This window comes from Caulobacter sp. GW821-FHT09H08, assembly GCF_059415885.1.
In genome coordinates this window covers 130,238-151,465 of record NZ_JBWKOC010000001.1, presented here as the reverse complement: position 1 = coordinate 151,465, position 21,228 = coordinate 130,238, and the positions used below count along the sequence as shown (strand labels likewise).

Genomic DNA, 21,228 nt, shown 5'->3' with positions numbered 1-21,228 from the left:
CAGTAGATGAATTCAGGGTTGCGGGCGAGCGAAAACCCAGTCGGCCGGCGTCGAAAGCGACGGCTGGAAGCGGTAGCCGTCGAGGTCGAAGCTCTTCAGCCCCTCGGCCCGATCGATGCGATTATCGATGATGTAGCGCGCCATCCGCCCCCGCGCCTTCTTGGCAAAGAAGCCCAGCACGCGCAGCTCGCCGCCCTTCTCTTCCTTGAAGTGGCAGGTCACGACCGGCAGCTTCAGGGCCTTGGCGTCGACGGCGCCGAAATATTCCTGGCTGGCCAGGTTCACCAGGGTCGGATCGGCGTGGCCCTCGGCGACGCTGTTCAGCGTCTTGGAGATCGTCTCGCCCCAGAAGTCGTAGAGGTTCGAACCGCGCTTGGTCTTCAGGCGCGTGCCCATCTCCAGGCGGTAGGGCTGCAGGGCGTCGAACGGGCGCAGCACGCCGTAGAGGCCAGACAGGATCCGCAGGTGGTCCTGCGCCCACTCCAGGGCCGGCCGGTCCAGTTCGCGGGCGTTGAGGCCGCCATAGACGTCGCCGTTAAAGGCGATCACCGCCTGCAGGCCGTCTTCCAGCTCGCTGTCGAAGGCTTGGAACCGCTCGCGGTTCAGCTTGGCCAGGGCGTCGGAGATGTGCATCAGACGCTTCAGGTCGGCGGCCGTCAGCTTGCGCGTCACCTTGGCCAACTCGACGATCTGGCTCTTGAGCTCAGGCGTCGTGAGCGGCAGCACCTCCTTGGCGGCGGTGAAGTCCAGCGACTTGGCGGGCGAGATGACCATCAACATGGTCGGGGAGATAGAGGGTTCGATCCGGCTTCGCTAGCGAAGGTTCGACAACGGAACGCTCACATTCCTGTTTCCAGGCGCAGCCGGATATCGCGGTAAGCGGCCGACACCAGATCGTGCAGCGCGGCGGCGTCGAGCTGGGCGCCCCAGCGCAGCTTCACGTGCCGCATGCGCTTGCCGCCGCCCTCCAGCAGACCGGCCGGATCGGCCAGCGCCGCGCCATGGAAGAAGCCGACATTGGCGTGGGCGCTGAAGGCGTCGACATAGGCGAAGGCCGCGTCGCCGACGCAAGCCGTCGGATGACCGTCGTGCAGCAGTTCCCGCACGTCCTCGCCGCAGTCGCGCAGCAGCTCGAACCAAGGCTGGACCATCCGGCGCAGGGCGCCGTCGCCGCCGGAGAACCACGCCTCGACGGTCGGATCGCGCTCAACGGCGCCGGTGAGCCGGAAGAGTTCGCTCATGCGGTGGAGAGTGACCTCTGCAGCCGGGTTGTCGAGAGGCGTATAACTTTCCATCTCGGAAAGTTTTCACTTGCCAACTTGGAAAGTGAATCGATATGACTTTCCGCAATGGAAAGTAAGGAGTTCGCCATGACGAGAGACGAAGACGCCCTGCGCATGCTGGCCGAGGTCCAGGCCGCCAACACCGCCATGGCCGAACGCGCCAGGGCGCCGGTCTGGTACCATCCGACGCTGGGCGTGCTGATGGGCGGTATGGCCGCCGTCCAGGCCGCGCCGATCGCGGGGATGCTGGCCTACTACGTCGTCTTCGCGTTGGGCGTGGCGCTCCTGGTCAGGGGCTACAAGCGCAAGACCGGGATGTGGGTCTACGGCTATCGCGCCGGCCGGACGCGGATCGTGGCGGTCTTGCTGGCCATCGTCACCGGCGTGCTGATGCTGAACTCGGCCTGGCAGTTCCGGGAGAAGCACGTGACCTGGGCCCCGCTGGCCACCGGCGTCCTGCTGGCGATCCTCGTCACCCTCGCGGGCTACCTCTGGCAGGCCGCCTTCCGGGCCGATCTGCGCCAGGGCGGCAAACAGTGAGCGCTGAACTCGACACGGTCATCCACGCTCCCAACCGCCTGCAGATGTGCTGCATGCTGGCCGCCGTCGACACCATCGACTTCGCCACCGTCCGCGAGGCGCTGGACGTCTCGGAGTCGGTGCTCAGCAAGCACGTGAAGACCTTGGAAGAGGCCGGCTACGTCAAGGTCCGCAAGGCCGCTTCCGAGGGCCGCCAGCGCACCTGGCTGTCGCTGAGCACCGCCGGTCGCAAGGCGCTGAAAGGTCACCTCGCCGCTCTCAAGGCGATGATGGCGGGGGTGCCCGAGGTCTAAGACGCCTCGACCTCGGCGAGCGGCAAGGCTATCCAGCCGGGTATGAACACCCTTGGCCTTGCCGCGGCCCTCCTGTGGCCGCTGCCCATGATCCTCGCCCTGCTGCTGACCGTCCGCGAGCGGGGCCTGCGGTTCCGCGTCATGTGGGCGCTGATGTGCTTCGTCGGCGTCGGCGCCTTCTGGATGGAAGGCTCGACCGGCAAGTGGGGCTTCATCCCCGTGGCGATCAACATCCTGGGCCCCGGCTTCCAGGCCGGGTTCTACAAGGCGACCGTGCCGGCCGGCGCCTTCGTGGTGATGCTTCTACTGTGGCTGCGCGCCCGCAAGCGGGCGCAGGCTGGCAAGGCCTAGGTCTCTAGAACAGCACGCTCTCTAGAAGAGAACTCGGGGGTTCATGATCCGCTTAGGGTCCAGCGCCCCTCGGATCGCCCGCAGGGCCGCGACCTCGATGGGGTCCTTGTAGGTCAGGGCCTCGCCCGTCTTCATCGCCCCCAGGCCGTGCTCGGCGCTGATCGAACCCGAGAAGGTCGCGGTGATGTCGTGGACGATCTTGGCTCCCGCCTCGCGCCGCGCTTCGTGGGCGTCGCCGTCGCCGCCGACCGGCTGCAGCACGTCGTAGTGGACATTGCCGTCGCCGACGTGGCCGAAGGCGACGATCCGCGTGCCCGGGAAGGCCTGTTCGATAGCCGCGTTGGCCTGCGCGATCAGGTCCGGGATCTTCGAGACCGGCACCGAGACGTCATGCTTCCACACCGCGCCCTCGGGCTTCTGCCCCGCCGAGTGTCCTTCGCGGATATGCCAGAAGGCCTTCATCTGGGTCTCGGTCTGGGCCACGGCCGCGTCGGCGATCAGGCCGCGCTCGAAGGCCCCGGCCAGCAGGCGCTCCAGCGCCGCATCGGCCGCGCCCGGCTCGCCGCTGGCGATCTCGATGAGCACGTACCAGGGGTGCGCCTCGGGCAGCGGATCGCGCAGGCCCGGCACGTTGCGGACCGTCAGCTCGAAGCCCAGCCGCCCCATCAGCTCGAAGGCCTCGACCGCGCCGCCGGTCTCGTCCTTGGCGCGGGCCAGGAGCTGGATGGCGTCGGCCGGCGAGGCCAGGCCGACGATGGCCACGGCCCGCGAAGCCAGGGGCGCGTGCAGCTTCAGCGAGGCCGCCGTGACGATCCCCAGCGTGCCCTCGGCGCCGATCAGCAGCTGCTTGAGATCATAGCCGGTGTTGTCCTTGCGCAGGCGCTTCAGCCCGTTCCAGATCTCGCCGTTGGGCAGCACCGCCTCGATGCCCAGCACCTGCTCGCGCATCATGCCGTAGCGCAGGACGGCCGTGCCGCCGGCGTTGGTCGAGATCAGGCCGCCGATGGTGCACGAGCCTTCCGAGGCCACGCCCACGGTAAAGCGGCGGCCGACCTTGGCGGCCTGTTGGTGAGCCTCGTAGAGCGTGACCCCCGCCTCCAGCACCATGGCGTCGTCGATCGAGTCGACGTCGCGCACGGCCTTCAGCTTCTGGGTCGAGAGCAGGATCTCACCGCGCGGAATCTGGCCGGCGACGAGGCCGGTATTGCCGCCCTGGGGCGTGATCGCCACGCCGTCGGCCGCGCAGATGCCGACCACGGCGGCGACCTCGGCCGTCGTGCGCGGGGTGACCAGCAGCGGCGTCTCACCCTGCCAGCGACCGCGCCATTCGACGAGGTGCGGCGCCAGCACGTCCGGATCCTGGCTCCAGCCGCCCTCGCCGAGCACGGCCTTCAAGCGGGAGACGACATCTGCGGGAACGGGCTTGGTCATGTGGCGGAGGATACGCTTTCGAGAGGGACGCTGTCAGTATATACTGCGATATATACAGAGGCGTTGATGGGCATCCTGATCAAGAACCCCGAGGCCGAACGCGCGGTGCGCGAACTGGCCGAGCTGACGGGCGAGAGCCTGACCACGGCGGTGGAAGTCGCGGTGAAGGAGCGCCTGGCGGCCAAGCGCCAGGAGAAGCCGAAGCATGTGCCGCGCAGCCCCGCGGAAATGAAGGCCCTCACGCGCCACCTCTTCACCCCCAAGGCGCGAGCCGGGCTTTTGCCGCCGATCACCAAGGCTGATTTCGACGAACTGTGGGAAACCCCCGGCGTCACTGACATCGACTCGTGAGCACGATCGTCGTCGACACTTCCGCCCTGGTCGCCGTCGCTCTCGAAGAGCCGGAGGGCGATGCATTTATCCAGGTTCTGGAAACGGCGGCCGACCTGCTCATCTCGCCGATGACCTATGTCGAACTCGGCAGCGTGCTGATCGGGCGCGACCATTTCCCCTCCCGCCATGTGTTGGAGGAATGGCTGGCCATCTATCGGATCGAGCTCGCCCGGGAGCCGGTCATCGACGCCGCCGCGCTCGACGCCTATCTGCTGTATGGAAAAGGCCGGCATCCAGCCCGACTGAACCTCGGCGACTGCTTCGCCTACGCCCTGGCCAAGGCGCTCGACGCGCCTCTGCTCTATAAGGGTGACGCCTTCAGCCGGACCGATATCCGCTCGGCGCTGGTCTAGCCCACGGCCGGGTCTGGAAGGCCCCGGATGTCGCGCCAGTATTCCTCGCGCACATCCTCGTCGATCACGGCCGGATCGCCCGCGCCCTTGAAGAGCCGGTCGGCGCCGTCCTTGCGCGCCCGGGCGATCCAGTACGGATGGCCGGTGACGCTGTCCTGGAAGTTGGCCTTCAGGCCCGAGTGGCGCAGCGCAAAGAACGTCTGGCCGGCATAGTGCAGGGTCTCGCCGCTCTTGGACGAGACGACCCGCCCGATCCGCGCCGGCCCGTTGATGCCCTTGGACTTGTCCTCGACGTACATGATCCGGGTCTTCGACTTCATCGGTCTATCCTATGAAACCGGCGGCGCGACGCAGCCGGTCATTGATGGCTTCGCCAAGGCCGTCCTCGGGGATCGGCGCGACGGCGATGGCCGAGGGCCGGATGCGGTCTGCGGCGCGCAGGAAAGCGAACAGGTTGGCGGCGGCTTCGGCCAGGTCGCCAGCGGGACTCAGATTGAAAACGCGCGGGCTCTCCGGCCAGTCTCCAAACGCGAGATAGGCCTCTCCAGCCTCAGGTGTCTTGGCGTTGATCCGCACCGGCGCGTCGGGAGCGTAGTGCAGGGCCAGACGGCCGGGCGAGCGCTTGGCGTCGTCCTCGGCCTCGGCCAGCGGGCCGACGATCTGCTGCAGCTGGACACGGGTCACGGCGCCGGGGCGCAGCAGGCGGGCCTCGCCTTCCAGCACGGAGACGACCGTGGACTCCAGGCCCACCGCGCACGGTCCGCCATCCAGGGCGGCGGCGGCCTTGTCGCCGGTCTCCGAGACCGCGTCGGCATAGGTAGTCGGGCTGGGCCTGCCCGAGCGGTTGGCCGAGGGCGCGACGACCGCGCCGCCGAACGCCTCCAGCACCGCGTGCGAGACCGGATGTCCCGGCACGCGGATCGCCACGGTGTCGAGGCCGGCGCGGGCTAGGTCGCAGACGGCGCTCGTGTCCTTGATCGGCGCGACGATGGTCAGCGGGCCTGGCCAGAATTCACGGGCCAGGGCGTAGGCGCGGTCGTCCAGGTGGGCGATCCGCGCGGCGGTCTCCAGGTCGGCGACGTGGGCGATCAGCGGGTTGAAGCGCGGCCGGCCCTTGGCCTCGAAGATCGCCGCCACGGCCGCCGGGTTCGAGGCGTCGGCCCCGAGCCCGTAGACCGTCTCGGTCGGCAGCAGGACCAGCCCGCCAGCGCGCAGGGCAGCAGCGGCGGCCGCTACTTCCGCTTGGCGGTCAGGCTGAAGCTGACCTTCACCTTCGCCGCGATTTCGTCCGTCGACGCCCATTCGCCCTGTCCAACTCCGAATGTCGTCCGATCCAGGGTGGTTACACCGTGGGCGGTCGCCGTGTCGCCGTCGATCTTCAGGGTGAACGGCAGGCTGAGGGGCTTTTTCACGCCACGCAGGTCCAGGGTCCCGTCGGCGACGTACTTGTCCTCGCCTGTCCGGCGGAAACCCTTGGCCGTGAAGATGGCCTTCGGGTGCTCGGCGGTGTCGAAGAAGTCGCCGCTGGGCAGGCTCTGGTCGCGCTGGTCGTCGCCGGTGGCGGCCGAGCCCATGTCGACGGCCACGGTGACCTTCGAGCGGTCCAGGGCGTCGGGCGAGAACAGGATGTCGGCGGTCCAGGTCTTGAACCGCCCCTCGATGGTGCTGTCGGACCACGAGGCGGCGAAGCCCAGGGTCGAACCCTTCTGGACGGTCCAGGCGACCGGGTCCTTCAGCGCGGCTTCAGGAACGACGGTCGTGGCTTCCGGGGTCGTCGCCGGCGCTTCGCCGGCCAGGGCGGGCGCGGTCGGCGCGGGGGTCGGCGCCGGAGCCTCGACAGGCTCGGATGGCGCGGGCGCGGCGGTCTTCACGGCCGGCATGTACAGGAAGCCGGCGGCGATCACGACGGCCAGGCCGGCGGCGGCCAGCCAGGCGCGGGGCTCCTTGAAGCCCGGACGCGCGCCGGGGGCCATGTGGCTCAGCACTTCGTCACGGTCGAGGATCTGGTGCTTGGCCACCGCGCCCAGGTGCAGGGCCAGCAGGACATAGGTCAGCTTGACCAGCACGCCGTGACCCAGCTCACCGGCCTCGCGCCACACGTGCTTGGCGCTTTCGGCCAGCTCCGGCAGCAGCGGGATGTGCGGCCACGGAACGGTTCCGTAAAGCAGGGTCGGGATGTTCACCCGGCTGGCCGAGACCATGACCCAGCCCGTCAGCGGCAGGCCGATCATGATCAGATAGAAGCTCCCGTGCACCAGGTGCGAAGCGGTCCGCTCCCAGGCCGGCTGACCTTCGGGCGGCGGAGGCGACTTGTGGGTCAGCTTCCAGGCCAGCCTCAGCAGGCTGAGCAGCAGGATGGTGATGCCGATCGACTTGTGCAGCTGGAACAGGGCGTAGGTCGTCGGCCCCTTGGGACCGTCGCCCATCCGCCAGCCCAGGATGATCTGGAAGATGATGGCCGCGGCGATCAGCCAGTGAATGAGGATCGCCACCGTCGTGTAACGCGTACGGCTCTGCGCCATGCAAATCTCCCAGATCCCCCAAAAACGCGAAGAGCGTTCGGCTTACTTCTTTTCGAACTCGACTTCGATGTTCAGCGTCACGTCGTCGGCGATCAGCGGAGCGTATTTGGAAACGCCGAACTCCGAACGCTTGATGGTGGTCGTAGCCGAGAAGCCGGTGCGGGTGGTGAGCGGAATCATGCCCGAACCGACACCATTGAAAATGACCTCCAAGGTCACGGGTTTCGTCACGCCGTGAACCGTCAGGTCGCCGGTCACCGTGCCGTGCTGGCCGTCGCCGACATTGATGGCGGTCGAGGCGAAGGTGATGGTCGGATACTTGGCCGTTTCCAGCCAGCCGTCGCCGGTCAGTTCCTTGTTGAACTTCACGCCGAACGCATCGCCGCCCGTGGCGGTGTCCAGCGAGGCCGGGTCGATCGTGACGTTGAGCTTGGTGGCTTCCGGCGACTTCGGATCGTAGTGGAAGTCGGCGTCCAGCTTGGTGAAGCGCAGGGTGTAGTTCGAGAAACCCATGTGCTTGAGCTTCGCGGTCAGCGAAGCATGGGTCTTGTCGAGCACGTAGTGGCCGGCGGGCAGGTCGGCCGGCTTGACCGACGAGACGCCCGGCGCGGCCAGGGCGGCGGGAGCCGTCAGGAGGACGACGGCGAGCGCGCCATAGGCGAGCTTGGAAGCAGCGAAGGGGCGGAACATCGGGGGAGGAACTCCAAACTAAAACAGTATCAGTTACGGTTTTCCAATTAGGAACTCGATCACGCCATGAAAGGCCCGGCTGATCACGAGGCCGTGATCGGCGGCACAAAACCGGGGGTGGCTTGGTGACGTCACGTCACCCCGCCTAAACAGTTGGCCGAGATTTGGAGCTTCCCAGGCCATGACCTACCGCGCCCCTGTTCGCGATCTTGCTTTCTCGCTCCGTCACGCGGCGGATTTCGGGCGGCTGGCCGACGCCTTCCCCGAGGCGGACACCGATACGGTGGCGGCGGTGCTGGAAGCGGCTGGGGCCTTCGCGGCCGACGTGCTGGCCCCGCTGAACCGCCAGGGCGACCTGGTCGGCGCAAGACTCGAGAACGGCGTGGTCCGCTGCGCGCCCGGCTTCGCCGATGCCTACAAGCAATTCGCCGAAGGCGGCTGGGCCAGCCTGGCCGCGCCGGTCGAGCACGGCGGCCAGGGCCTGCCCAAGACGCTGGAGGTCGCGGTGCTGGAGATGGTCCAGGCCGCCAACATGGCCTTCGGCCTCTGCCCCATGCTGAGCCTGGGCGCCATCGAGGCGCTGGAACTGTGCGGCTCGGACGACCAGAAGCACAAGTACCTGGCCAAGCTGGTCTCCGGCGAATGGACCGGCACCATGAACCTGACCGAGCCCCAGGCCGGGTCGGACCTGGCGGCCCTGACGACCATGGCGACCCCGGACGGCGAAGGCGGCTGGAAGATCACCGGCCAGAAGATCTTCATCACCTGGGGCGACCACGACGCCACGGACAACATCATCCACCTCGTCCTGGCCCGCACGCCCGACGCGCCGCCCGGGGTGAAGGGCATCTCGCTGTTCCTGGCGCCCAAGGTGCTGGTCGGCGACGACGGCGCGCTGGGCGAGGCCAACGGCGTTCGCGTCGGCGGGCTGGAGCACAAGCTGGGCATCCACGGCTCGCCCACCTGCGTCATGCTGTTCGAGGACGCCAAGGCCGAGCTGGTCGGGGGTCTGGGCCAGGGCCTGCCCAACATGTTCGTGATGATGAACGCCGCCCGCCTGCAGGTCGGGACGCAAGGGACGGCCATCGCCGAACGCGCCTATCAGCAGGCGCTGAACTTCAGCCAGGAGCGCGCCCAGGGCCGCTCGGCCTGGACCGGCGCCTACCCCTCGCGCCTGTTCGATCACCCCGACATCCGCCGCACCCTGGTGCTGATGAAAGCCCATATCGAGGCCGCGCGCGGCATCTGCCTGTCGACCGCCGTCGCCGCCGACCTGTCGCGCGCCGCGCCCGACGAGGCCACCCGCACCGCCGCCAAGCTGCGCGAGGAGTTGCTGACCCCCATCGCGAAATCCTGGTCGACCGACGTGGGCGTCTGGGTCGCCTCGCAGGGCGTGCAGATCCACGGCGGCATGGGCTTCATCGAAGAGACGGGCGCTGCCCAGCACTATCGCGACGCCCGCATCGCCCCGATCTACGAAGGGACCAACGGCATCCAGGCCATCGACCTGGTCGGCCGCAAGCTGATGCTGGGCGAGGGCCAGGCCGTCGGCGACCTGATGGACGACATTCGCGACACCATCGAGCTGCTGCTGGCCGGTGAACTCAAGGCCGTGGGCCTACGCCTGGAGGCGGCCCTGAACGCCGCCGCCTCGGCCACCGCCTGGCTGATCGAGCGCCGGACCAAGTCGATGCCGGACGCCCTGTCCGGCGCGACGGCCTATCAGAAGCTGCTGGGCGACACCGTCGGCGGCTGGATGCTGGCCAAAGGGGCCCTGGCGGCGGACGGCGAGGCCGATACGGCCTGGGCCGAGAGCAAGCGAGCCCTGGCCCGGGTGTTTGCCGAGGCGGTGCTGGCGCAGGTTCCTGGCGCGGCGGCCGGGGTGATGGTCGGCGCGGCGGACTTCGAGGCGATGACGCCTGAGGTTCTGGGGGCCTAAACGCGACGAAGCCGCCCCCGCCCTTCGACAAGCTCAGGGTGAGGACGACTTCGAATGCCGGTTCAGTAGAAACCTCACCCTGAGCCTGTCGAAGGGCGAGGTTTCGGCTCAGCTTACCCCCGGAAAAACGCCAGCAGATCCGCGTTGATCACCTCCGGGTGGGTCGTCGCCATGCCGTGCGGCAGGCCCGGATAGGTGATCAGCTTGCCGTTCTTCACCAGCTTGATGGCCAGTTGAGCGCTGTCGGCGATCGGGACGATCTGGTCGTCCTCGCCATGCAGGATCAGCACCGGGACGTCGATAGCCTTCAGGTCTTCAGTGAAGTCGGTCTCCGAGAAGCCCTGGATGCTGTCGTAGTGGGCCTTGGCGCCGCCCATCATCCCCTGGCGCCACCAATTGTCGACCAAGCCCTGGCTGACCTTCGCGCCGGGGCGGTTGAAGCCGTAGAAGGGGCCTTCCGGAATGTCGCGGAAGAACTGGGCGCGGTTGGCGACCAGGGCGGCGCGGAAGCCGTCGAACACCTCGATCGGCAGACCGCCCGGATTGGCTTCCGTCTTGATCATGATCGGCGGCACCGCGCCGATCAGCACGGCCTTGGCGACCCCGTCCTCGGCGCTGAAGCGCGCCACATAGCGGGTGACGACGCCGCCGCCGGTCGAGTGGCCGACGTGGATGGCGTTCTTCAGATCCAGAGCCTTCACCAGGGCCGAGGTGTCGGCGGCGTAGGTGTCCATGTCGTTGCCGGTGTCGGTCTGGCTTGAGCGACCGTGGCCGCGACGGTCGAAGGCGACGACGCGATAGCCCTGGCCCAAGAAGAACATCATCTGGGCGTCCCAGTCGTCCGACGACAGGGGCCAGCCGTGGTGGAAGACGACGGGCTGAGCGGTCTTCGAGCCCCAGTCCTTGTAGAAGATCTGGGTGTCGTCGTTGGTGATGATGAAGCCGCTGCTCATGTCCCTCAATCCCTTGCCTAGTAAGGCGTGAGGCTGTTCCCCGCCGCCGATGAGAGGACCTTGCCCGGGATCGTTTCGGACAGATATGGAAATGATCGAAACCTATTGTTTCCAAAATCACGCCCATTGCAATCAGGCATGAAAAAGGGCGGCCCGGACATGCCGGACCGCCCTCCTCCGTCGAAACGGATGTCTCGAAGCGCCTACAGCTGCTCGAGCAGGTACTCGGCCGACGAGACCTTGAACTGGCCGGCTTCCTCGACGTGCAGCTGGGTCACGACGCCGTCCTTGGCGACCAGCGAATAGCGCTGCGAGCGCGCGCCCATGCCGAACTTGCTGCCGTCGAAGTCCAGGCCGATGGAACGCGTGAAGTCGCCGTTGCCGTCGGCCAGCAGCAGAACCTCGGCGTCGATGCCTTGATCCTTGCCCCAGGCCTTCATCACGAAGACGTCGTTGACCGAGACGCAGGCGATCGTGTCGACGCCCTTGGCCTTCAGTTCGTCGGCCTTCTCCTTGAAGCCCGGCAGGTGCTTGGCCGAGCAGGTCGGGGTGAAGGCGCCGGGAACGGCGAACAGGGCGACGGTCTTGCCCTTGAAGATGTCGTCGGTGCTGATCGGCGCCGGCCCTTCGGCCGTGCTGGTCATGAAAGTCGCCGCGGGCAGCGTGTCGCCAACCTTGATCGCCATGGGCCGTGTTTCCTCGTGTGAGTTTGTCGTCGCGCCTGGAGATATCCCTCGGAAGGCCCATCGCCAAGGCGCCGAACGAGAACTCGCCAAGACAATCGCGGTTTCGATCACGATCGGACTTGAAAGCGTCACGCCTCGGGCCAATCCTCGGATCATGGCCAGCTTGATCGAAGACCCCGATGGCGAGGAAGACGGCGAGTTCCTGACGGGACGGCTCCTGGTGTCGATGCCGGGCATCGATGATCCCCGGTTCGAGCGGACCGTGCTGTACCTCTGCGCCCACGACGAGGAGCAGGCCATGGGCCTGGCCATCAACCGGCCGGTCGAGGGCCTGACGGTGTTCGAACTGCTGCAGCGCCTGGGCGTGAAATCCGAGATCCAGGCGCCCAGCGATCTGGTCCTGCTAGGCGGGCCGATCGAGCGCGAGCGCGGCTTCGTCCTGCATACCGACGACTTCAACTCGCCGGACTCGACTCTGCCGGTGGCCGACGGCCTGGGCCTGACTGCTACCCGCGACGTGCTGGACGCCATGGCCAGCCGCATCCGCCGCCCGCGCAAGGCGATGCTGGCGCTGGGCTATGCCGGCTGGGGTCCCGGGCAGTTGGAGCAGGAACTGCGCGACAACATCTGGCTGATCGCCGACGCCGACGAGGGCATCCTCTTCGACGAGGACCACGAGCATAAGTGGACGCGGGCCCTGGCCAAGCTGGGGATTTCGGCCGATCACCTGTCGTCGCAGGCGGGTCGGGCCTAGCTAGCCCCGCGCCTTCACCGGGGCGGCCCCATCCACATAGGCCTCGTTCAGATAGACCTCGGCTTCCTGCGGCGACAGAGCCGGCGCGTAGCCGAAGCCCTGACCGTAGTCGCAGCCCAGCGACTGCAGGGCGCGCGCCATCTCGGCGTTCTCGACGCCCTCGGCGACGACTTCGAGGTCCAGATCCTGGCCCAGCTTGACGACCGAACGCACGATCTTGGCCGAGCCGGCATTGCCGCCCATGGTGCGGACGAAGTAGCGGTCGATCTTCAGCGTGTCGAACGGCAGGCGCGTCAGGTACGACAGCGACGAGAAGCCCGTGCCGAAGTCGTCCAGCGCCAGGCCGGCGCCGGCGTCGCGCAGGGTGCGCAGGATCACCGCGGCCCGCTCGGGGTCGCGCATGATGTCGCTTTCGGTGACTTCCAGCTTCAGGGCGCCGCGCGGCAGGCGGTTGACGCGCAGGGTCTCGGCGACGTCGGCCACCAGGCCCGGGCGATCGATCTCGCCGGTCGAGAGGTTCACGCTGACGGTCAGATTGCCCATCGCCGGATGCGCGTCGCGCCAGACGGCCAGCTGCTTGGCGGCGGTGTGCATCATGTGCGCACCCAGATCGCTCATCAGCCCCATCTCTTCGATCAGGGGGAGGAACTCGTCCGGCGGCAGCATGCCCCGGCGCGGGTGGATCCAGCGGGCCAGGGCCTCGAAGCCCGACAGGGCGCCCGTCGACAGGCGCACGACGGGCTGGAAGTAGGGCATGATCTCGCCACGGGCGATGGCGCCGCGCAGGTCGGCCTCCAGGGCCAGGCGCGAGAGGCCGTCGGTCTCCATCGAGCGACCATAGGCGGCGGCCCCGCCGCGACCGGCGGCGGCGGCGGCCTCGACGGCCAGTTCAGCGCGGCGCAGCAGCTCGGCGGCGTCCGGCGCGTCGATCCCGCCCTCGGCCGAGACGGCGCCGATGGACAGGGTCGGGTGGATGTCGAAGCCGGCGACGCGCAGCGGCTGCTCCAGCGCCGAGCGCAGGATCTCGGCCGGCTCGTAGCCCTTGGGTTCGCACAGCACGGCGAACTCGTCCTCGCCGATACGGCCCAGGATGGCGTCGGCCGGGAAGGCGGCGGCGAGGCGCGAGCCCAGGGCGGCCAGCACCAGGTCGGCGCGTTCGTGGCCCAGGGCCTCGTTCAGGCGGCGCAGGCGATCCAGGTCGGCGACGACCATCTCGTGCATGCCGTCCTGGGAGAGGCGCTCACGGGCGCGGGCGATGAAGCTGCGGCGATCGAGCAGACCCGTCAGGTCGCAGCGCTCGGAGGCCGAGAATTTCGTTTCCGGGGCGACGACGCCGGCGGCGCGGACGCCCTCTTCCAGCCAGACGCCCCGCCAGATGCAGGTCTCACCGCCGCGCATGCGGAAACGGGCGACGACTTCCGAGCCGGGTTCGCGGACCTTCAGGATCTCTTCGGCCTGGGCGCGGTCTTGCGGCAGGGCCAGGGCGCGGAGGGCGGCGGAGGAGCATTCGGGGGCCAGCGGCCCCAGGCCGAGCGCGCGAGCCGCGCCGTTCAGGCGAAGGCGGTCGGCCTCCGGTTCCCAGATCCACAGCGTGACGTCGGCCCCGCCCAACGCTTCAAGCGTCGCGGTCGCATCCCAGATCCGTCGCTCACCGGTGCGAAACTGCATGCCCGTCCCAAACTCTTCGGTCCTGGTCCCGGCGCTACTCGGGCGCCACCAAGCCGAACAGACGATGATCTCGCCAACCGCCGTTAATTTTCAAATAAGCGCGGGCGTATCCTTCCTCTGAAAACCCGCATTTCTGCAGCAAAGCCGCTGAAGCGTGGTTTTCGGGCATGCATGCGGCCTCCAGCCGGTGGAGACTCAAGCCCTTGAAGGCAAAGCGGATCAGCGTGTCGACGGCGTCGCGCATGTGGCCCTGGCGGATATAGGGCTGGCCGATCCAGTAGCCGATCGTGCCGGTCTGAGCGACGCCACGCCGCACGTGGAAAAGCCGGATAGCGCCGACCAGGGCGTTGTCGGCGCGACGGAAGACGAAGAACGGATAGGCCTCGCCCGACTCCAGCTCGCGGGCATAGGCGCCCAGGCGGGCCCGGAAGGCCGCGCGAGTCAGGTCATGCTCGGGCCAGGTCGGCTCCCAGGGCTCCAGGAAGTTGCGGGACTTGGCGCGCAGCGCGGCCCAGGCGCGATGGTCGTGCGGGCGCGGCGGCCTAAGATAGACGGCGCGGCCTTCCAGCTGGAGACGGGGCCGGGATTTCAGGAACGGCAGCAAGGCGGACACGTACGAAGCTCTGGATCAGTCGACGCCGCCACTTTCCAACCTTAGGCGCCACCGGGTCCAGATGAATATCTGGCTCCGGCGAACAAGGAACGTCTGGCGCGCTTAACGCGCGCCGGACGAGAACAACGCCTTGTCGAACGCCTCGCCAGCCTTCAGCGCCGACTTGGCCCCGAGCACGGCGGTCGCGGCCTTGCCGGCGGACATCAGCCGGCGGCCCAGGCGCGCGACATCGGCGGGGGTCACCGCATCGACCTCGGCGGCCAGCTCGGCGGTCGGATAGAGACGGTCGAACAGCAGCACCTGCCCCGCCCCCTGCTCGGCGCGCGACAGCGGCTGTTCGCGGGCCATGAACATGTGGGCCTTCAACTGGGCCTTGGCGCGGGCCAGCTCGGCGTCCTCAATGCGCTCGGCCAGCTTGGCGATTTCCTCGGCGCAGACCTTGGCGGTCTCGACCGCGTCACCCGCCGCGCAGCCGGCATAGACGCCCAGCGCCCCATGATCGGCATAGGTGTCGGCATAGGCGTCGATATTGTAGGCGAGGCCGCGCTTCTCGCGGGCTTCCTGGAACAGGCGCGAGGACATGCCGCCGCCCAGGCACTCGGCGAAGATCCGCAGGGCGAAATAGTCCTGCTCGCGCGAACCGCAGGCCGGCAGCATGAAGACCAGATGCGCCTGCTCCAGCTTGCGGGCCTCGGCCTCCGGACCGCCGATGAAGGTCGCCGGCTCGGGCACGGTCGCGCCGAGCGTGGCGGGCAGGTCGCCGAAGGCGCGCTCGGCGGCGGCCATCAGCTCGGCCTCGTCGACCGCGCCCGTGGCGCTGACCACCAGGCGATCGGCGGCGTAGAGCGAGGCGCGCCAGTCCGACAGGGCCTCGACGCTGGCGGCGTTGACCGTCTCGTCGCTGCCCAGGATCGGACGACCCACCGGGTGGTCGCCCCAGGCCGAGCGTTGGATCAGGTCGAAGACGTAGTCGTCGGGCGCGTCGGCGGCCTCGGCGATCTCCTGGGCGACCACCTGCTTCTCGCGCGTCAGGTCGCCGGTATCCAGGGTCGGGCGGCGCACCAGGTCGGCAATGACGTCCATGCCCAGATCCAGGCCGCCCTTCAGGGCGCGGACCTGGAAGCTGGTGCGCTCATAGCCGGTGGCGGCGTTGATCGAGCCGCCCTGGTTCTCGATGACTTCGACAATGTCGCGAGCCGAACGGCTGCCCGCGCCCTTGAACACCATGTGCTCGAGCAGGTGCGACCAGCCCGACCGCGCCGGGTCCTCGTAGGCTGCTCCCCGTCCCGCCACGACCGAAAGGGCCAGGGTTTCAAGGCCCGGCATCGGGTCACAGACGACGCGGACGCCATTGGGCAGGGTGCGGAGGATCGTGGTCATGAGCCGCGGTATCTAGGCCCTCGCGGGCCTAAACACCAGTCCAGCCTCAAGTATTGGCCGCGAAGGTCCGCACGTAGGCCTTGATCGCCGCGCCGTCGGCGGGCAGGCGTTCGAACTTCTCTGGCTTCTTGGAGAGGTCCGGCGTCGCGCGCGGCGTGCTCGGCAGCAGGCCCGTGGCCGCCTGGACGGCTTCGGGGAACTTGGCCGGGTGGGCGGTCGAGAGCACCACCACCGGGATCGACGGATCGACGCGGACGCCTTGCGCGGCGGCCAGGCCGACAGCGGTGTGCGGATCGACGACCTCGCCGGTCTCGTTCAGCGTGGCCAGCATGGTCTTGGCCGTGTCGGCCTCGCTGACCGAGGCGCCACGGAACAGCTCGCGCATCCAGGCATGGGCGCCCGGCGGGATGTCCAGCAGGCCCGTATCGGCGAAGGCGCGGAAGGCGCGACCGGTTTCGGTGCCGTCGCGACGGACGGCCTCGAAGTACAGGCGCTCGAAGTTCGACGCGACCTGGATGTCCATGGCCGGGCTCTGGGTCGCGGCCACCGCGCCACGTGAATAGCGGCCGGTCTCGATGGCGCGGGCCAGGATGTCGTTGGAGTTGGTGGCGGCGGTCACCGAATGGATCGGCAGGCCCAGCTTCTTGGCCACGAAGGCGGCATAGGCGTCGCCGAAATTGCCGGTCGGCACCACGAAGGCCACTTCCCGCTGCGGCGCGCCCAGCGCCACCGCCGAAGTAAAGTAGTAGACGCTCTGGGCGGCGATCCGGGCCCAGTTGATCGAGTTGACGCCCGACAGATCCACCGCGTGGCGGAACTGGTCGTCCTGGAAGGCCTGCTTGACGATGGCCTGGCAGTCGTCGAACGAACCCAGCACCGAGATGCAGGCCACGTTGCCGTCGACGGCCGTGGTCATGAACCGGCGCTGCACCTCGCTGATGCGGCCTTCCGGGAAGAGTGCGACGATGCGGGCGTTCTTGCGGCCCCGGAACGCCTCGACGGCCGCGCCGCCGGTGTCGCCCGAGGTGGCGCAGATGATGGTCATCTTCCGCGACTGGCGCTCGAGCACGTAGTCGTAGAGACGGCCCAGCAGCTGCATCGCGACGTCCTTGAACGCCAGGGTCGGGCCGTGGAACAGCTCCAGCAGGTAGCGGTTCGAGGCGAGCTGCTTCACCGGGACGACGGCCGTGTGGGCGAAGCTGGCATAGGCCTCCTCGCACATGTGGGCCAGGTCGTCGGCGGGGATGTCGTCGCCGACGAACTTGCCGACCACGGCCGCCGCCACCTGAGCGTAGGGCTTGCCCGCGAAGGCCGCGATCTCCTTCGGGGTGAAGGTCGGCCACTCGGAGGGCACGTACAGGCCGCCGTCGGGGGCCAGGCCGGCCAGCACCGCATCCAGGAAGCCGATGGACGCGGCCTGGCCGCGGGTCGACACGTAGCGCATCAGGGTCTCAATCTCCGCCAGAGCATGGCGGCATAGATAAACAGCAGGGTTACGGCAAGACCGAACCACGTCAGGGCGTATTCCAGGTGCCGATTGGAAATTTCTGCCGGAAGCGGCGCGGGCGTGATTCCGGTCGGCGCGGGGGCCTCGCTCTCGGCCATCAGCACCAGCGGTGCGGCCTGGCGTTCGGGGAAGCGGGTCAGCACCTTGGCGCGGTCGCCGCCCAGCTGGGCGATCGGCGTCAGCACGCCGACGACGTGCTTGGGCGCCGGGAAAGCCTTGATCGGCGCGCTCACCGCGCCCGTCAGGCCAGCGACCACGCCCCGATCGACCAGGATCAGGTCGTAGGGACCCTCCTCGACGCCGCACGGGGCCTGGGCGCGCCAGACCATGTCGCCGTCGCGCACGCCATAGGCCAGCGGCAGGGGCGCGGCCTCGACCGGCGCGCAGTCGACAGACACGCGGGTCCAGGCGACGTCGTCGCCCTTGGCCTGGGCGGTCAGGACCTGGCTCAGCGGCGCGGCCGGGGCGGTCTTCAGCTTTTCGATCCGGGCGAGGACGCCTTCCTTCCAGTGCAGGCGCTGCAGTTGCCAGCCGCCGAGGCCACAGAGGATGGCGAACGCGATCGCCGTGGCGACCGTCAGGCCGACCGGGAAGCGGGGTTTCTGGGTGGAAGCCTCAGACATGGTCACGACCGGCCTCCGAAGCCTTCTGGGCGATCTGGGCGGCCACCATGAGGCCCTTGGCCGGACGCATGAGACCCAGGGTCAGCGCCAGCACCGCCGGCAGCCAGACGATCAGCAGCAGCCACACCGGCCAGTTCCAGGCGAACATCGAGAACAGCGCCCCGAACGCGCAGACCGCGCCGGCGATCAGGATCACGAAGGTCGCCGCGCCGTCGCCGGTCTCGAACTTGCCCAGTTCGAAGCCGCAGGCCTCGCAAGCCGGGGCCACCTTCAGGAAGCCCTCGAACAGGTAGCCCTCGCCGCAGTGGGGGCACAGGCCGCGCGCGCCGGCGGCGTAGGGGTTGGTCTTGGTCATGCGGGACTCTGAAACGAAAAAGGCCCGGAACGCTGGTTGGCGTTCCGGGCCCCTCTGATCTTCCGATCTTAGTGGGGCGTGCCCCCGAAGATCACGTAGATGAACGCGAACAGGAACAGCCAGACCACGTCGACGAAGTGCCAGTACCAGGCGGCCGCTTCGAAGCCGAAGTGCTGCTTGGGCGTGAAGGCGCCGTTCAGCAGGCGGATCAGGCAGACGATCAGGAACAGCGTGCCGACGAACACGTGGAAGCCGTGGAAGCCGGTGGCCAGGAAGAAGGTCGAACCGTACAGGCCCGAGTTCACGGCGGCTTCCGAGTAGAACAGCTGCTCGTGGTTGATGTGGCTGTACTCGTAGATCTGGATGGCGGTGAACAGCGCGCCCAGCAGCACGGTCAGGATCAGACCCCACTTGGCGCCCTTGCGGTCGCCGACCTGCAGGGCGTGGTGAGCCCAGGTCACGGTCGTGCCCGAGAGCAGCAGGGTCAGGGTGTTGACCAGCGGCAGGTGCCAGGCCGAGACGGTCTCGACGCCAGCGGGCGGCCAGGTGGCCCAGGCGGTGCGGACTTCCTCGATCGCCGACAGGGTGCGGTGATGATGGAACAGCGCCATCTCGAAGAACATCCAGAACCACGCCACGAAGAACATGACTTCCGAGGCGATGAACAGGATCATGCCGTAGCGCAGGCCGATCGAGACGACCGGGGTGTGGTCGCCGGCCTTGGCTTCCTTGGCCACGTCCGACCACCAGCCGAACATGGTGTAGAGCACGCCCGCGATGCCGGCGGCGAAGATGGCCCAGTTGCCCTTCTCGATGCCGAACACGCCGCCCTTGATCCAGCCGATGAGGCCGATCGCCATGACGGTGGCCGCGGCCGAACCCACGAAGGGCCACGGGCTGGGCGGAAGGATGTGGTAGTCGTGTTTGACGGCGCCGGCCATGTTGCTGCTAACCCTTATATCCCTCTGAGCACGGTCGCTGGTCCCCCCGCGCCGTGGTCGTTGTGAACGCTATAGCCCTCTCGACGGTGCGCCGCCAAGGGGTTCAACGATACGAGGCGTCGTCGCGGCCGCGACTTTGCCCGCTTTGTTATCTTCGACCGCCGGGAAGAACGTGTACGAGAGCGTGATCTCGTTCTTTCCCTTGGTCTCGGGATCGTCCGCGAATTGGGGATCCACGAAATAGACGACCGGGAACTCCACCGTCTGGTGAGGCTGGATCGTCTGGTTCGAGAAGCAGAAGCACTCCAGCTTCTGGAAGTACGGCCCCGCCGACTCAGGCACCACGTTGTAGAGCGCGCGGCCCGTCTGCGGCTTGTCGGTCGGGTTGGTGACCTTGAAGAAGGCCAGGCCCGTATCGCCGATGCGGATGTCCTGGCTGGCCTGCAGCGTCTGGAACTTCCACGGCAGCTCGCGGATGTTGGCGTCGAAGCGGATCTTGACCTTGCGGTCCAGGATCTTGCTCGGCGCCACCTCGGCCTTGCGGACCGTGCCGTCGAAGCCGGTGACCTGGCAGAACAGCTTGTACAGCGGCACGGCGGCATAGGCCGCGCCGACCATGCCGAAGAAGGCCAGGCCGCAGAACAGCGCGACCCGGCCGTTGCGGCGAGCCATCTGCTCCTGCTGGGTCAGCGGCGCCTTAGGGGTGGGGATGCGCGACATTGGCGCCGAGCCTCACGAGGGTGACCACGAAAACCATGATGACGAAGGCCACGAGACCCAGGCCGAGCGCGATGTTGCGCCCGTCCCTGGCCTTCTTGGCCGCGTCCCCAGGGGGCTTTACTTCGACGGGTTGGTTCACTTCAGCAGCTCCAGGGCATGCACACCCACCACGGCCTCGCCCAGCAGGGCGGCGAACATGGCGAAGAGATAGAGGATCGAGAACGCGAAGAGATTGCGCGCGGCCTTGGCGCCGGCGGCCTTTTCGTCCTCGGTGACGTCGTAGAGGGCCCGGTCGGCCACGCGCGGGTCGGCCGCGTCGCCGGCCTTGCTGGCGAAGACGCGCCAGGCCAGCAGCAGGAACACCAGGCCGCCCAGGCCCGCCACCGCCAGATAGACCGGGCCGCCCAGGCCGGTCAGCACCGGCGACAGGCAGATCGGGATCAGGATCAGGCTGTAGATCAGGATCTGCTTGCGCGTCTCCTTGGCGCCCTTGACCACCGGCAGCATCGGCACGCCGGCCTTGGCGTAGTCGGTGGTGACATACAGCGACAGCGCCCAGAAGTGCGGCGGGGTCCAGAAGAAGATGATGGCCACCATCAGCCAGGCGTTCAGCGGGGCCGAGCCCGTGGCCGCGGCCCAGCCGATGGCGGGCGGCAGGGCGCCGGCCAGGCCGCCGATGACGATGTTCTGCGCCGTCCAGCGCTTGAGCCACATCGTGTAGACGACGGCGTAGAAGACGATGGTGAAGGCCAGCAGGGCCGCCGCGAACCAGTTGATCGCAAACCCCAGGAACATCACTGACAGGATCGACAGGACGACGCCCAGCGAGGCGGCCTCCTCGCCCTTGACCTTGCCGGCCGGGACCGGGCGGCCGCGCGTGCGGCGCATCTGCTGGTCGATGTCGGCGTCGTACCACATGTTCAGGGCGCCCGAGGCGCCGGCCCCGACGGCGATGCACAGCACCGCGATCGCGCCCAGGAACGGGTGGATCGGCGCGCGGGCGGCCAGCAGGCCCGTCAGGCCCGTGAACACCACCAGCGACATGACGCGCGGCTTCATCAGCTGGAAATAGTCCTGCCAACGCGCGGCCTGGGAAAGATCCGGCTGCGACGTGTCGGCCTGGGCGGTTTCCGGGGTCATGGCGAGGGTCTTCGACATCGAGGGGAATATATCGGTCTTGAATGGGCGAAGGGCGCGGCCCGGACCCTTAAGGTCCCGACCGCGCCCCCGCGT

Annotated in this window: 26 protein-coding genes; 7 read left to right on the top strand and 19 right to left on the bottom strand. The window is 68.2% G+C overall.

Annotated elements, in window-relative coordinates:
• Window positions 1-12: 12 nt before the first annotated feature.
• Window positions 13-780, bottom strand: coding sequence for a peroxide stress protein YaaA (yaaA, locus tag AC07NN_RS00805; protein ID WP_494637253.1), 768 nt, complete (start codon window positions 778-780; stop codon window positions 13-15).
• 59 nt (window positions 781-839) lie between these two features.
• Complete coding sequence (locus AC07NN_RS00800; RefSeq protein ID WP_494637252.1) at window positions 840-1,241, bottom strand: DUF1801 domain-containing protein; 402 nt, start codon at window positions 1,239-1,241, stop codon at window positions 840-842.
• Window positions 1,242-1,370: 129 nt separating this feature from the next.
• Between AC07NN_RS00800 and AC07NN_RS00795 the strand changes: the two genes are divergently transcribed.
• The 3 genes from AC07NN_RS00795 (at window position 1,371) to AC07NN_RS00785 (ending at window position 2,467) form a co-directional block, all read left to right on the top strand.
• On the top strand, window positions 1,371-1,823 hold the full coding sequence (locus tag AC07NN_RS00795; protein WP_494637251.1) for a hypothetical protein: 453 nt from the start codon (window positions 1,371-1,373) through the stop codon (window positions 1,821-1,823).
• Window positions 1,820-2,116, top strand: a complete 297-nt coding sequence (locus AC07NN_RS00790) for a transcriptional regulator (RefSeq protein WP_494637249.1) — start codon at window positions 1,820-1,822, stop codon at window positions 2,114-2,116. The genes AC07NN_RS00795 and AC07NN_RS00790 overlap by 4 nt, the downstream gene beginning before the upstream one ends.
• A gap of 87 nt (window positions 2,117-2,203) precedes the next feature.
• The gene (locus AC07NN_RS00785; protein ID WP_494637247.1) at window positions 2,204-2,467 is read left to right on the top strand and encodes a hypothetical protein; all 264 of its coding nucleotides are present in this window, start codon (window positions 2,204-2,206) and stop codon (window positions 2,465-2,467) included.
• 21 nt (window positions 2,468-2,488) lie between these two features.
• On the opposite strand, the gene AC07NN_RS00780 is transcribed toward AC07NN_RS00785, so the two are convergent.
• Window positions 2,489-3,898, bottom strand: a complete 1,410-nt coding sequence (locus AC07NN_RS00780; protein WP_494637245.1) for an FAD-binding oxidoreductase — start codon at window positions 3,896-3,898, stop codon at window positions 2,489-2,491.
• A 66-nt stretch (window positions 3,899-3,964) separates the two neighbouring features.
• Here AC07NN_RS00780 and AC07NN_RS00775 point away from each other — a divergent pair, with 66 nt between their 5' ends.
• Together AC07NN_RS00775 and AC07NN_RS00770 are read left to right on the top strand one after the other, a co-directional pair.
• Window positions 3,965-4,249: a type II toxin-antitoxin system VapB family antitoxin gene (locus AC07NN_RS00775; protein ID WP_494637243.1), complete on the top strand. Its 285-nt coding sequence runs from the start codon at window positions 3,965-3,967 to the stop codon at window positions 4,247-4,249.
• Window positions 4,246-4,644: a type II toxin-antitoxin system VapC family toxin gene (locus AC07NN_RS00770; protein ID WP_494637242.1), complete on the top strand. Its 399-nt coding sequence runs from the start codon at window positions 4,246-4,248 to the stop codon at window positions 4,642-4,644. Before AC07NN_RS00775 ends, AC07NN_RS00770 begins: the two co-directional genes overlap by 4 nt.
• Here AC07NN_RS00770 and AC07NN_RS00765 read toward each other — a convergent pair.
• From AC07NN_RS00765 to AC07NN_RS00750, 4 genes are read right to left on the bottom strand one after another with little or no spacing between them, the layout of a single operon-like run.
• The gene (locus AC07NN_RS00765; RefSeq protein ID WP_494637240.1) at window positions 4,641-4,964 is read right to left on the bottom strand and encodes a 1-deoxy-D-xylulose-5-phosphate synthase; all 324 of its coding nucleotides are present in this window, start codon (window positions 4,962-4,964) and stop codon (window positions 4,641-4,643) included. The two genes, AC07NN_RS00770 and AC07NN_RS00765, sit on opposite strands and share 4 nt — an antisense overlap.
• Before the next feature lie 4 nt (window positions 4,965-4,968).
• The gene (locus tag AC07NN_RS00760) at window positions 4,969-5,946 is read right to left on the bottom strand and encodes an L-threonylcarbamoyladenylate synthase (protein ID WP_494637238.1); all 978 of its coding nucleotides are present in this window, start codon (window positions 5,944-5,946) and stop codon (window positions 4,969-4,971) included.
• The gene (locus AC07NN_RS00755) at window positions 5,877-7,166 is read right to left on the bottom strand and encodes a cytochrome b/b6 domain-containing protein (protein WP_494637237.1); all 1,290 of its coding nucleotides are present in this window, start codon (window positions 7,164-7,166) and stop codon (window positions 5,877-5,879) included. Before AC07NN_RS00755 ends, AC07NN_RS00760 begins: the two co-directional genes overlap by 70 nt.
• A gap of 42 nt (window positions 7,167-7,208) precedes the next feature.
• A complete protein-coding gene (locus tag AC07NN_RS00750) occupies window positions 7,209-7,856 on the bottom strand; it encodes a YceI family protein (protein ID WP_494637235.1) in 648 nt (215 codons plus the stop codon).
• Between the two features lie 181 nt (window positions 7,857-8,037).
• Here AC07NN_RS00750 and AC07NN_RS00745 point away from each other — a divergent pair, with 181 nt between their 5' ends.
• Window positions 8,038-9,795 carry an acyl-CoA dehydrogenase family protein gene (locus AC07NN_RS00745; RefSeq protein WP_494637234.1) on the top strand — a complete coding sequence of 586 codons (1,758 nt, stop codon included), beginning with the start codon at window positions 8,038-8,040 and terminating at the stop codon, window positions 9,793-9,795.
• A 113-nt stretch (window positions 9,796-9,908) separates the two neighbouring features.
• On the opposite strand, the gene AC07NN_RS00740 is transcribed toward AC07NN_RS00745, so the two are convergent.
• Together AC07NN_RS00740 and AC07NN_RS00735 are read right to left on the bottom strand one after the other, a co-directional pair.
• Window positions 9,909-10,748: an alpha/beta fold hydrolase gene (locus AC07NN_RS00740; protein ID WP_494637232.1), complete on the bottom strand. Its 840-nt coding sequence runs from the start codon at window positions 10,746-10,748 to the stop codon at window positions 9,909-9,911.
• A 203-nt stretch (window positions 10,749-10,951) separates the two neighbouring features.
• A complete protein-coding gene (locus tag AC07NN_RS00735; RefSeq protein ID WP_494637230.1) occupies window positions 10,952-11,434 on the bottom strand; it encodes a peroxiredoxin in 483 nt (160 codons plus the stop codon).
• A 154-nt stretch (window positions 11,435-11,588) separates the two neighbouring features.
• Here AC07NN_RS00735 and AC07NN_RS00730 point away from each other — a divergent pair, with 154 nt between their 5' ends.
• Window positions 11,589-12,188 carry a YqgE/AlgH family protein gene (locus tag AC07NN_RS00730; RefSeq protein ID WP_494637228.1) on the top strand — a complete coding sequence of 200 codons (600 nt, stop codon included), beginning with the start codon at window positions 11,589-11,591 and terminating at the stop codon, window positions 12,186-12,188.
• Here AC07NN_RS00730 and AC07NN_RS00725 read toward each other — a convergent pair whose 3' ends face one another.
• The 10 genes from AC07NN_RS00725 to cyoE all read right to left on the bottom strand — a co-directional run bounded on the left by AC07NN_RS00725 (window position 12,189) and on the right by cyoE (window position 21,153).
• Entirely contained in the window at window positions 12,189-13,856 is a 1,668-nt protein-coding gene (locus AC07NN_RS00725; RefSeq protein WP_494637226.1) for a putative bifunctional diguanylate cyclase/phosphodiesterase, read from the bottom strand.
• Between the two features lie 34 nt (window positions 13,857-13,890).
• Window positions 13,891-14,469, bottom strand: a complete 579-nt coding sequence (locus tag AC07NN_RS00720; RefSeq protein ID WP_494637224.1) for a GNAT family N-acetyltransferase — start codon at window positions 14,467-14,469, stop codon at window positions 13,891-13,893.
• A 102-nt stretch (window positions 14,470-14,571) separates the two neighbouring features.
• Window positions 14,572-15,849 (bottom strand): M16 family metallopeptidase, encoded by a 1,278-nt coding sequence (locus tag AC07NN_RS00715; RefSeq protein WP_494637222.1) that lies wholly within the window; start codon window positions 15,847-15,849, stop codon window positions 14,572-14,574.
• 46 nt (window positions 15,850-15,895) lie between these two features.
• Window positions 15,896-17,293 (bottom strand): threonine synthase, encoded by a 1,398-nt coding sequence (thrC, locus tag AC07NN_RS00710; protein WP_494637220.1) that lies wholly within the window; start codon window positions 17,291-17,293, stop codon window positions 15,896-15,898.
• Window positions 17,293-17,979 (bottom strand): SURF1 family protein, encoded by a 687-nt coding sequence (locus tag AC07NN_RS00705; RefSeq protein WP_494637218.1) that lies wholly within the window; start codon window positions 17,977-17,979, stop codon window positions 17,293-17,295. The genes thrC and AC07NN_RS00705 overlap by 1 nt, the downstream gene beginning before the upstream one ends.
• Window positions 17,972-18,334, bottom strand: a complete 363-nt coding sequence (locus AC07NN_RS00700; RefSeq protein ID WP_494637216.1) for a DUF983 domain-containing protein — start codon at window positions 18,332-18,334, stop codon at window positions 17,972-17,974. The genes AC07NN_RS00705 and AC07NN_RS00700 overlap by 8 nt, the downstream gene beginning before the upstream one ends.
• A gap of 68 nt (window positions 18,335-18,402) precedes the next feature.
• Window positions 18,403-19,275 (bottom strand): cytochrome c oxidase subunit 3, encoded by an 873-nt coding sequence (locus tag AC07NN_RS00695; RefSeq protein ID WP_494637214.1) that lies wholly within the window; start codon window positions 19,273-19,275, stop codon window positions 18,403-18,405.
• A 69-nt stretch (window positions 19,276-19,344) separates the two neighbouring features.
• Window positions 19,345-19,995: a cytochrome c oxidase assembly protein gene (locus AC07NN_RS00690; RefSeq protein ID WP_494637212.1), complete on the bottom strand. Its 651-nt coding sequence runs from the start codon at window positions 19,993-19,995 to the stop codon at window positions 19,345-19,347.
• A complete protein-coding gene (locus AC07NN_RS00685; protein WP_494637210.1) occupies window positions 19,973-20,134 on the bottom strand; it encodes a cytochrome c oxidase system small membrane protein in 162 nt (53 codons plus the stop codon). Before AC07NN_RS00685 ends, AC07NN_RS00690 begins: the two co-directional genes overlap by 23 nt.
• Window positions 20,131-21,153 (bottom strand): heme o synthase, encoded by a 1,023-nt coding sequence (gene cyoE, locus AC07NN_RS00680; protein ID WP_494637208.1) that lies wholly within the window; start codon window positions 21,151-21,153, stop codon window positions 20,131-20,133. Before cyoE ends, AC07NN_RS00685 begins: the two co-directional genes overlap by 4 nt.
• Between the last annotated feature and the right edge of the window lie 75 nt (window positions 21,154-21,228).